8 protein-coding genes and 1 tRNA gene are annotated in these 7119 nt (G+C 36.8%); 3 read left to right on the forward strand and 6 right to left on the reverse strand.

What is annotated here, in order from left to right; all coding sequences use genetic code 11:
- Positions 1–86: 86 nt before the first annotated feature.
- The 6 genes from QZ657_RS13690 to QZ657_RS13715 form a co-directional block, all read right to left on the reverse strand.
- Positions 87–647: a BfmA/BtgA family mobilization protein gene (locus QZ657_RS13690; protein WP_291967591.1), complete on the reverse strand. Its 561-nt coding sequence runs from the start codon at positions 645–647 to the stop codon at positions 87–89.
- A gap of 379 nt (positions 648–1026) precedes the next feature.
- Positions 1027–1245, reverse strand: coding sequence for a hypothetical protein (locus QZ657_RS13695; protein WP_291967593.1), 219 nt, complete (start codon positions 1243–1245; stop codon positions 1027–1029).
- Positions 1246–1257: 12 nt separating this feature from the next.
- A complete protein-coding gene (locus QZ657_RS13700; protein WP_291967595.1) occupies positions 1258–1707 on the reverse strand; it encodes a JAB domain-containing protein in 450 nt (149 codons plus the stop codon).
- A 96-nt stretch (positions 1708–1803) separates the two neighbouring features.
- Positions 1804–2148: a single-stranded DNA-binding protein gene (locus QZ657_RS13705; protein ID WP_291967597.1), complete on the reverse strand. Its 345-nt coding sequence runs from the start codon at positions 2146–2148 to the stop codon at positions 1804–1806.
- An 889-nt stretch (positions 2149–3037) separates the two neighbouring features.
- Positions 3038–3114: transfer RNA gene (locus tag QZ657_RS13710), tRNA-Ala, on the reverse strand.
- A gap of 185 nt (positions 3115–3299) precedes the next feature.
- Positions 3300–4097 (reverse strand): universal stress protein, encoded by a 798-nt coding sequence (locus tag QZ657_RS13715; RefSeq protein WP_276470716.1) that lies wholly within the window; start codon positions 4095–4097, stop codon positions 3300–3302.
- 53 nt (positions 4098–4150) lie between these two features.
- Between QZ657_RS13715 and QZ657_RS13720 the strand changes: the two genes are divergently transcribed.
- The 3 genes from QZ657_RS13720 to QZ657_RS13730 are packed head-to-tail and all read left to right on the forward strand — an operon-like array spanning position 4151 to position 6787.
- Positions 4151–4651, forward strand: a complete 501-nt coding sequence (locus QZ657_RS13720; protein ID WP_291967600.1) for a GNAT family N-acetyltransferase — start codon at positions 4151–4153, stop codon at positions 4649–4651.
- 12 nt (positions 4652–4663) lie between these two features.
- On the forward strand, positions 4664–5998 hold the full coding sequence (locus tag QZ657_RS13725) for an MATE family efflux transporter (protein ID WP_291967601.1): 1335 nt from the start codon (positions 4664–4666) through the stop codon (positions 5996–5998).
- Between the two features lie 21 nt (positions 5999–6019).
- The gene (locus QZ657_RS13730; protein ID WP_291967603.1) at positions 6020–6787 is read left to right on the forward strand and encodes an enoyl-CoA hydratase/isomerase family protein; all 768 of its coding nucleotides are present in this window, start codon (positions 6020–6022) and stop codon (positions 6785–6787) included.
- Positions 6788–7119 lie beyond the last annotated feature (332 nt).

The following is a 7119-nucleotide window of genomic DNA, read 5'->3' on the forward strand; positions in this document are numbered from 1 at the left end:
TTCCTTCTCTAAATAAGCAACATAATCTGCTACGCTATTTGCGTAAGTATTTCCTATTTTTTGTCTTGTTATAGCTAGGTACATATTTAGTAGTTTTCTAGTTCTCTTTTGATTCGCAAATACTCCTGTTGGGATAGTTCCAATATGAGATAATCCTTTCCAAAACTATTTTTGACCAATTGAATATGCTCCAAAACATACCCAAATTCTTTTCGGACTTCTTTCAACTTTAACTCGGTCCGTTCATGTACAAATTGAGAAACGAATGCTTCAGTTTTCTTCTCCGGTTCTTTTATTTTCTCCCTTAATAATTTTTCTTTTCTAACAGGTTCTTCCTTTTCTGCCACACCCTGAAAAAGAGATTGCAGCATTGCCGTTGTAGGTTTGTCATGATTCTTTTCGATGTCTTTTATGATAGCAATAACGGCCTCGGTACGTTTTCTATTTTTATGGAGTTCGTTCAAAAAACTTTTTTCTCTCGTAGTGAATGGTGAGAAACCGTGCCATTCAAAAAAATCAATCATGGCATCCAAAGTTTCCGATTGAGGCTTGGACAGGTTACGACAAAGTTTACGAAAGCGCATAACCACCGTTTTCTTTAAACAGATGGATAGATAATCATAGGTATACTTGTTTTTTACTTTCATTTTCAATAAACTTTTTCAATGTTTATGGTGGGTAGTAGGCTGTTTTCAATAAACTCTTCTAGTTTTCATAATTTTCATTTTGTTGAACATTGTATTTAAAGCCTTAATATTCAATTACTTGAATATTAAATAAAACTCTGTAACATCGCTTTTGCGTGTTACCGTCTTGCTATTCCTTTTTCCCCCACAGGGGAAAAAATAAATACCTTTCCTTCAAGGTAAAGGCTCTTGTTCTTAAGACATTTTAAAACAAGCTATTTAAGAAGCTTTAAGGATGATTTTTAGAGATTCGATATGAAATACGCAATTCTGTTACATTTCTTTAAAAAGAAAAGGGCAACTTTCAAAGTCGCCCTATTAACTAGTATATCGCTAATCTTTATATAGTAAACATGAATTTGTAATTATAAAGATTCTTAATGGCTTCCACTTCCAAAATTTCTCGATAGTCCAAATGATTTTCTTGGGCGTATGCTTTAATTTCAGAACCGCATTTCTGTTCAACTTCTTTCTTGGATTGCTCCATAAGTTTTTCCTGTGTATCTCCGTCCAGATTATTGAAATTTAGACGGAACGGTAAATCTATATTGATGTCCATACAATTTGAATTTTATAGCAATCCATTATCCGCAAAACTGTAATAGTTGCCATTAGGTACAATTAGAATATGATCGAGTACTTTAATATCTAAAAGCTCAGCAGCCCTTTTGATTTTGTCTGTTAATTTTTTATCAGCTTCACTAGCTTTCAATGTTCCGCTTGGATGGTTATGGGTCAAGATTACCGCAACGGAAAGAGACTTAAGTATAACCGCAAAAAGAATACGGATATCTACCAAAGTTCCAGTTATCCCACCTTTTGAAAGTTGGTAGATTCCTTTTACTTTGTTGCTGTTGTTCAGTAATACCACCTTGAAGGATTCGTGCAGCCCTATAGTATCTTTATCCCAATGCTCAAAAAGAAGATCTGCAGCATCTTTTGAAGAATTTATCTTATGCCAAAATGGGGAGGTTATCCGCTCTTTATAGCTTATTTGTATTTCATTAACTTTGTCTTTCATTACGTATAATTTTAGGATTATGGGTATAAAAAAGAGGGCAGAACTTTTCCGAGAGATGCCCTCTTTGATTTCTAAATAATTAGCACATTAGGCTACCTAGCTTTCAGTATTGGAACCCAATAACAAAACTTCGCTGATTACTACTTCTGTGATGTAGCGTTTATCGCCTTCCTTGGTTTCATAATTACGGGAAGTCAGTTTGCCATCAATGGCAATTTGTTTGCCCTTGCTTGCATAGGTTTCAATAATCTCCGCAGTTTTACCCCATGCTACTATATTGTGCCAATCGGTATTTTGCACCTTCTCACCTTTAGCGTTTTTGTAGTTCTCGTTTGTCGCTAACGAAAAACGAATCACTTTCTTACCGCTTTCCAGAACGGTCATTTCAGGGTTGTTGCCCACATTGCCGATTAATTGCACTTTGTTTCTGATGGTACTCATAATTGAAAAATTTAGAATTAATACTAAGACCTGCCCGACTATCGGACAGCCTTTAAAATCGATTTACTTATTATATCCAGAGCGTTTTCCTCTTTTTTGTTTTTTAACTTTTGTTCCGCTTCATTTTTGAGGATTCGATATGATTTCATGGTTTCCGTTTTAGATTTACTTCCCATAGTGCCGCCGCTGTTACCTTTTTTTGTTGCCTAGCGGTTTCAATATTCAAGCTTGGTAAGGCGTATAAAAAGCACAGCGGCTTTATGCCGCTGTCCAAGCTTGAATGTTGTTATTTTGCCGTCAAAAAAAGGTTAGTGGAGGCACGGGCAGTAGGTCTAAAACCCTAAGCCGTGAAATTCAGAAACCTCTTGAAGTGGAACAAAATGCAAACACCTTTAATTCCTTTCAAGCGGACTTGATTACGGGTTTTTCACAAAATCAATCGATTTGAATAATTCATCAGAGATACAATAATGTATAAAAAGGGGAGCTTAAAATCCGTAATTGTGTCCAAGATATTGGAGTGAAGCTTATTTACTAAAATGGAGTTTACGGAATGGAGGGGAATGTGCTGAACGGTAATACATCACAAAAATAGCATGCGCCCTATTATGTTTTTGAAAAACGCTTATCTATCGGAACACTACAAAAACCCAACAGGAACCAAGCGCAAGGTAAGTTATGGTAAGATTTGGGGGACTAGTACTCTACCCTATAAATTTTAAAATAAAAAAGAAAAGTTTTAAAATAGATATCCTCCTAAAATTTGATGGTTATTGTTTCATTTTGAGGATTGAAACGTTAAAGTTTCATAAAAAATAAAAAAGTGTGCAAAAAGTGTGCAATTTCTAAAATGAAAAAAGCCTCCACATCTGTGAAGGCTTGTATTTACTGGTGGAGAATACCGGATTCGAACCGGTGACCTCTTGCCTGCCAGGCAAGCGCTCTAGCCAACTGAGCTAATCCCCCTAATTTTATTAATTCTAATTCAATACTGAAACGACCTTCCCGAAAACTTTCGGGACGCTCTAGCCAACTGAGCTAATCCCCCTTCAATATCGATTACTTAAAATTGACAGTTATTCACATGGTGAAAACCTTAATTTTCAAGAGGATCAAAGGAAATACATTTTAACAACGTATCAAAGTACTAATTAATCTTTCTTTACACTTAATACCAAAACCGGTACCGGAGCATAAAATTCTGTTTTGGAAATGGTACTTTTTTCCCATAATTTTTTGAAAAAACCACGTTTTCTTCTAAAAACACATAATAAATCTGGGTGTTTTGCCTGAAAATGCTCTAGAACACCATGGTACGTAGTTGAATTTTCTGTAAAGGTCAATTGAGAACTTATGTCCATCAATGCGGTATTTATCTTTAAATCGTCATCTGAATATCCCGGTGTTTTCACCATTAATAAATTTACGTTCGCCTTGTGCTTGTTCTTAATTTCAATTAACGGATCAAGAATTCTCTTTCTTTTCAAAATACCTGACTTAAAGGCTACCAAAATATTCTCAAAAGACTTATACGTTGTTCCTTTGGGAACGATCAAGGTCGGTATATTCGTTCTTTTAATTATAGCCCCAGAAGTTTGTCCTAAATAATTCTCTTCTTGAATATCGTTACTTCTTGGTGCCAAAATTATAAGGTCAATTCCAATGCTTTTATCAATTTCTTTAAGTCCGTCTTTTAATTCACCGTTAAAACTGGCTATTTTAATTGTAACGTCTTTGGTATTTACTGTCCCTATTACTTCTTTTAATCGTTCTTTAGAATTATCGGCTACCTTTTGAGTAACATTGGTTAGCGTTCCTGTTTTTCCGCTGACGTTGAAAACCTCCATTACATATATTTCAGCACCAAATTCCTGTGCAAAATCTACTGCATACTGTAAGGTTTCATTTGCATTTGTGGAGGTCCCGATCGGAACAAGAATATTCATCATGATAAAAAGTATTGATTATAACTCTAAATTTACAATTTAATTAAATTGATTGTATGATAGCATTGGCAAAGATATCGCAAATACCAGAAATTCTTCTTTTGACAGATGCTTGTAGAATAGCTATGGAAGCCAATGGAATTTACCAATGGACTACCCAGTACCCCTCTAAAACGGCATTTGAAAAAGATATGGAACGCAATGAACTTTTTATACTTCAACTTGATAACGAAATAGTTGGCTGTATTGTTGTTTCACTTTTTATGGACAAGGAATATAAAACTGTTGATTGGCTTACGGAAAGTACTAAGAACTATTACATTCATCGCCTAGCGGTACATCCTAAACATCAAGGTAAAGGTTTTGCCCAGCGCTTAATGGATTTTGGAGAAAACTTTGCAAGAGAAAACAACGCGCTATCGGTTAGGTTGGATACCTTTAGCCAGAACAAAAGAAATCAGAAATTTTACGAGCAGCGCGGGTATACCAGATTAGGAGATATTTTTTTCCCACAACAAAGTGAACATCCCTTTCATTGCTATGAACTTGTACTATAGAAAAACGATTATTTGAAGACCTCGGTTAATTTAAAATCTATAAATGCCCTCGCAATACCCGCAACTATTGCCGGTATAGCAGAACCCTTATTGTCTATAACGGACACCGCAATTGTTGGTAATATTCCGGTAGATGGTTTGGAATCTCTTGCCGCAGCCGGTATCGTAGGTTCGTTTCTTTCTATGCTCATTTGGATTTTAGGGCAAACACGCAGTGCCATTTCCGCCATAATTTCACAGTACTTGGGCGCCGGAAGAATAGAAGAGGTCAAAACCTTGCCCGCCCAGGCCATTTACCTCAATATTACCCTGAGTATTCTTGTTTTACTGTCAACCGTTTTTGTAATTCAAGAAATCTTTGAGCTGTTGAATGCCAAGGGCAAAATATTGCAGTATTGCATCAGCTACTATTCCATTAGAGTTTGGGGCTTTCCATTGACCTTGTTCGTTTTTGCGGTCATGGGAATTTTCCGCGGTTTACAGAATACCTATTGGCCCATGGTCATTGCCATTACCGGTGCGGTATTGAACGTACTTTTTGATTTTGTATTTGTTTACGGCATTGAAGGTTTTATACCTGCCATGTATCTTGAAGGAGCCGCTTATGCAAGTTTATTGGCACAAGGGATTATGGCTATAATGGCGTTCTATCTTCTAGTAACCAAAACCGATATTAGCCTAAAACTAAAGTTACCCGTTCACCAAGAACTTGGTCGTCTGGTGGTCATGAGCCTAAATTTGTTCGTACGTGCTATTGCACTGAATACCGCTTTAATTCTTGCCGTACGTGAAGCTACGGCACTAGGCGATAAATATATTGGTGCACATACCATTGCCATTAACCTCTGGTTGTTTTCCGCTTTTTTTATTGATGGCTATGGTGCTGCAGGTAATATTATGGGAGGTAGGCTTTTAGGGGAGCGTAATTATGACGGACTTTGGCTTTTGGCAAAAAAAATTACAAAATATGGACTTATGGTCAGTATCGTGATCATGGCTTTGGCTACCATTTTCTATAAACCTTTAGGCAGCTTATTCTCTAACGAACCCTTGGTGCTTTCTGCTTTTTATGGCATCTTCTATATCATTATTCTGGGGCTGCCTTTTAATAGCACGGCTTTTGTTTTAGACGGAGTTTTTAAAGGTCTAGGTGAAATGAAATACTTGCGCAACACCTTACTTGTAGCTACTTTTTTAGGTTTTGTACCCATGCTATTTTTAGGTAGGTACCTCTATTGGGGATTAACGGGAATATGGCTGGCTTTTACCGTGTGGATGTTCATTAGAGGTGCAGCCCTAGTATGGAAATTCAGAAACAAATTCAAACCTTTATTGCAAAATCCGTAATTTTGGTTCAAACAAAATGCTATGGTCACCACAAGAAAAAATGGAAGTTTATATACCCGAATAGATGGTAAAGTTGCTCATGTAGAGTTTGGCCATCCTGCAAGCAACTCTTTTGTTTCAGAACTTCTAGAACGATTGACAGACACCATCAACGAGCTATCGGAAAATGATGGCATTTCTGTTATCCTGTTAAAATCCGAAGGTGAAAAAGCATTTTGTGCCGGTGCTTCTTTTGATGAGCTTCTTGCAGTTTCTAACCTTGAAGAAGGTAAAGCGTTCTTTAGCGGATTTGCCCATGTCATCAATGCTATGCGTAAATGCAAAAAGGTGATCGTAGGCCGTGTACATGGTAAAACTGTTGGTGGTGGCGTTGGCCTTGCGGCTGCTTGTGATTATGTGTACTCTAACGTAAACTCATCCATTAAACTATCTGAGCTTAGTATTGGTATTGCTCCGCTGGTGATCGCACCTGCGGTAGCCCGTAAAATAGGCAACGCCGCCATGGGCGAAATGTCTTTGGCACCTACGGAATGGAAAAGTGCCTATTGGGCGCAAGAAAAAGGACTTTTCAATAAAGTATTTGACTCTGCACAAGAAATGGACAAGGAACTTGACTTCTTCATTCATAAATTGGCAAGCTATAATGCCGAAGCTTTAACAGAATGGAAGAAAGTTTTATGGGAAGGTACCGACCATTGGGATACCTTATTGACAGACCGCGCAGCTATAACTGGTAAATTGGCCCTATCCGATTTTACGAGAAACGCACTGTCAAAATTTAAAAAATAAACAATAACTGAAACAGCGCTTCGTTCTGTTTCTAAATAATTAGTATGGAATTCTTTCAATTTTTAAACGGTAACCTAGTATTTCCCGTTCTTGCACTTTCTGTTTTGATCATTTATTTCGTGAACAAAATGCGCGCAAAGAAGAAATACAAAAGGTAACATAATACCTTACGCAACTAATTGGTATTTGAACATCTTATAAAAAACCAATTTTATGTTCGCAAAAATCATATTTGTTTTTCTTTCTATTTTCCTAGTTGCCTGTAACGACAAAGACGATGCTATGGAACAACAAGATTGTTCTACGGCTATTTGCACCCTAAATTTTGTTAC

The organism is Maribacter sp. (assembly GCA_020629415.1).
GTDB classification, from domain to species: Bacteria; Bacteroidota; Bacteroidia; order Flavobacteriales; family Flavobacteriaceae; genus Maribacter; species Maribacter huludaoensis.